Raw genomic sequence first — 3,730 nt, forward strand, 5'->3', positions numbered from 1 at the left:
ACCCCGAACCCTCCGGAAAACGCCCGACCGGCCCGCCCCCGCGAGGGGACGGGCCGGTCGGAGGGCGCACGCGCCGGGCCGGCACGCGGCGGGTGCCGCGGGCCGATCCGGGAGCGGTCGGGATCAGTCCCCGCCGTTGCCCGGCGACGGGGTCGTCTTCTGGATCTGCATGAGGAACTCGCCGTTGGACTTGGTCTGCTTCATCTTGTCCAACAGCAGCTCGATCGCCTGCTGCTGGTCCAGGGCGTGCAGGACCCGGCGGAGCTTCCAGACGACGGCCAGCTCCTCGCTGCCCATCAGGATCTCCTCCTTGCGGGTGCCGGAGGCGTCCACGTCCACGGCCGGGAAGATCCGCTTGTCGGCGAGCTTCCGGTCGAGCTTGAGCTCCATGTTGCCGGTGCCCTTGAACTCCTCGAAGATCACCTCGTCGGCGCGGGAGCCGGTCTCCACCAGCGCGGTCGCGAGGATGGTCAGCGAACCGCCGTCCTCGATGTTGCGCGCCGCGCCGAAGAACTTCTTCGGCGGGTACAGGGCGGTGGAGTCCACACCACCGGACATGATCCGGCCCGAGGCCGGGGCCGCCAGGTTGTAGGCGCGACCCAGACGGGTGATGGAGTCCAGCAGCACGATCACGTCGTGACCCAGCTCCACCAGGCGCTTGGCCCGCTCGATCGCCAGCTCGGCGACGACCGTGTGGTCCTCGGCGGGGCGGTCGAAGGTCGAGGAGATGACCTCGCCCTTGACCGACCGCTGCATGTCGGTGACCTCCTCCGGACGCTCGTCCACCAGCACCACCATCAGGTGGCACTCGGGGTTGTTCCGGGTGATGGAGTTCGCGATGGCCTGCATGATCATGGTCTTGCCGGTCTTCGGCGGGGCCACGATCAGACCGCGCTGGCCCTTGCCGATGGGCGAGACCATGTCGATGATCCGGGTGGTCAGCGCCGCCGGGTCGCTCTCCAGCCGCAGCCGCTCCTGCGGGTACAGCGGGGTGAGCTTGTTGAACTCCGGACGGCCCCGGCCGGACTCCGGCGCCATGCCGTTGACCGAGTCCAGGCGCACCAGCGCGTTGAACTTCTCGCGGCGCTCGCCCTCGCGGGGCTGACGGACCGCGCCGGTGACGTGGTCGCCCTTGCGCAGGCCGTTCTTGCGGACCTGGGCGAGGGAGACGTACACGTCGTTGGGCCCCGGCAGGTAGCCGGAGGTGCGCACGAACGCGTAGTTGTCGAGGATGTCCAGGATGCCCGCGACCGGGATCAGGACGTCGTCCTCGGCGATCTGCGGCTCGTTGCCGCCCTCCTCGCGGCCCCGACGTCCGCGGCGGTCGCGGTAGCGCCCGCGCCGGCCGCGCCGGCCGCCGTCGAAGTCGTCGTCGCGGTCGTCACGGTTGCCGCGGTCGTCACGGTTGCCGCGATTGTCGCGGTCCCCGCGGTTGTCGCGGCTGCCCTTGCCCTGGCCGCCCTGACCGGCGTTGCCGTCACGACCGTCGGCCTGACCGGCGTTGCCGTCACGACCGTCGCGACCGCCCTTGCCCTGGCCGTCACGGTTGCCCTGGCGGCCGGCGGTGTCCTGACCGGCGTTCTTGCCGCGACGCTCGCGCTTGCCGCCCTGGCGGCCGTCCTGGCCGCCGTCGCGGCCCCCGGGCTGCTCCTCGGTCCGGGAGTCCCGGCGCCCCTCGGAGCGACCGGTCTCGGCACCGTCCTGCTGCGCGGTGTCGCGGTTGTTCTCACCGGCCCTGTCCCGGGCGGGCGCGGCCTCGGCCGGCGCCTCGGACTGGCCGGGGATGTCGATCTGCTGCTGATCGGTGGTGTCACCGGTACGGGTGCGCGAGGTGGCCCGACGGCGCGGCTTCTCGGCCTGTTCGGCCGGTGCGGCGGCGGGGGCCTGCTCGGCGGGAGCGGCCGGGGCGGCCGAACCGGCCTCGCCCTGCTTCTCCCTGATCACCTCGATCAACTGGCTCTTGCGCATCCGGGCGGTGCCGCGGATGCCGAGCTTCGAGGCCAACTGCTGGAGTTCGGCCAACACCATGCCCTCGAGGCCGGTGCCGGAGCGTCGGCGCCGGGGCGCACGGGTGGCGGCGGAGGCTTCCGTCGCGGACGCGTCGGGGTTCCCGGCGGTCCTGTCGGCGCTGTCGGCACTCACGCCCATCAGATCGGTGGTGTCGCTCACGAAGGGTCCTTCCCTGGAGCGGACGTCGGCCTGTGTGGCTCGGCGACCGGTCGTGCTGTCCGGCTGCGGTTCCGTTGCGGGGAACCGTGCCGGGGCGGTGGTCCCGCCTCTTGGTGGATGCGGCGGGAAGATCGGTGCAAGTCGGTGCGGCTCGATCGGCCGGGTGATTCACCCGCCGTGTGGCGCACCGGTTTCCGGGGCGTACCCGGCTCCGTCCGGCGGGCTGCCGGTACGGGCGGAGATTTCCGGAAGAGGGGCGGGACCTCGAAAGAGTCCGCCTGGCCGTGCCGTCCTGGATGCCCGAGGAGAGCGGGCGATTCCCGGTGTCGATGTCGGGGCGACGTCGTCGGGGCCCCGGTAGGCTTCCGGGACGTCCCGTGGAGGCGATCCCCGGGTACACTCCGTGAGGACGGCACGTGCGGTCCTGAGATTAACACTACCGGATACCGCCGGCATTCCCCCTCTCCCCCCATTGGAGCACCACGCCCCGGACGGGGCACACGCGCCGCGCTCCCGGGGCCCGATCGGCCCGCGAACCGCGGCTCACTCGCCGCTCCCGGTCAGCGGAAGCACTCTCGCGCCGGCGGTGTCCAGGGCCAGCCGGTTGGCGGTCCAGCCCTCCCCCGCGGAGCGGGAGACCTTCTCCGCCTCGCCGTCACCGGCCAACGCCAGCACGGTCGGCCCGGCGCCGGAGATCACCGCCGGCACCCCGTCGGCCCGCAGCCGGGCCACCAGGTCGGCGCTGCCGGGCATGGCCGGCGCCCGGTACTCCTGGTGCAGGCGGTCCTCGGTGGCGGGCAGCAGCAGCTCGGGGCGACGGGTGATCGCCTCGACCAGCAGGGCGGCCCGACCGGCGTTGAGCGCCGCGTCCGCGTGCGGGACGGTGCGCGGCAGCAGGCCCCGCGCGGTCTCGGTGAGCAGCGGCTCGGCCGGGACGAACACCACCGGCACCAGGGAGGGGTCGGGGTCCATGCGGATGGCCCGGGTCGCGCCGCCCTCGCCCCAGGCCAGGGTGAAGCCGCCCAGCAGGCAGGCGGCGACGTTGTCGGGGTGCCCCTCGATCTCGGTGGCCAGCTCCAGCAGGGCGGTGTCGTCCAGGCGGCTCTCCCCGCCCGGCGTCACCGCGCGGGCGGCGATCAGGCCCGCGCAGATCGCGGCGGAGGAGGAGCCCAGGCCGCGCCCGTGCGGGATGCGGTTGGCGCAGACCACGTCCAGGCCGCGCGGCCGACCGCCGAGCACCTCGAAGGCGGTGTGCATGGAGCGGACCAGCAGGTGCCTCTCGTCACGCGGGAGGGTGTCGGCGCCCTCACCGGCGATGTCGATGTTCAGGCCGGCGTCGGCGACGCGGACCACGACATCGTCGTACAGGCCCAGCGCCAGACCGAGGGCGTCGAAGCCGGGCCCCAGATTCGCGCTGGTCGCGGGCACCCGAACCCGCACGGGGGCGGCACGGAAGGCGGGATGGGCCATCGGTCGATGACGCTCCTTGCTCGAATGGCTCGGCTTCACACGCATGCGGGGGTCGACATGTGCGGGGGTGCCCGGCCGCCCGGGAGGCGGG

The 3,730-nt window shown here is 73.4% G+C and carries 2 protein-coding genes; both read right to left on the minus strand.

Features of this window, described 5'->3' with window-relative positions; translation table 11 throughout:
- Positions 1 to 123 precede the first annotated feature (123 nt).
- Positions 124 to 2,169, minus strand: coding sequence for a transcription termination factor Rho (gene rho / locus FNQ90_RS15675; RefSeq protein WP_182606951.1), 2,046 nt, complete (start codon positions 2,167 to 2,169; stop codon positions 124 to 126).
- Between the two features lie 543 nt (positions 2,170 to 2,712).
- On the minus strand, positions 2,713 to 3,639 hold the full coding sequence (thrB, locus tag FNQ90_RS15680; protein WP_182606952.1) for a homoserine kinase: 927 nt from the start codon (positions 3,637 to 3,639) through the stop codon (positions 2,713 to 2,715).
- Positions 3,640 to 3,730 lie beyond the last annotated feature (91 nt).

The organism is Streptomyces alkaliphilus (genome assembly GCF_014141535.1).
Lineage (GTDB): Bacteria > Actinomycetota > Actinomycetes > Streptomycetales > Streptomycetaceae > Streptomyces > Streptomyces alkaliphilus.

Bases quoted from the DNA above. Each gene is read 5' to 3' on its own strand.
- thrB (WP_182606952.1), bottom strand. From the start codon at position 3,639: ATGGCCCATCCCGCCTTCCGTGCCGCCCCCGTGCGGGTTCGGGTGCCC.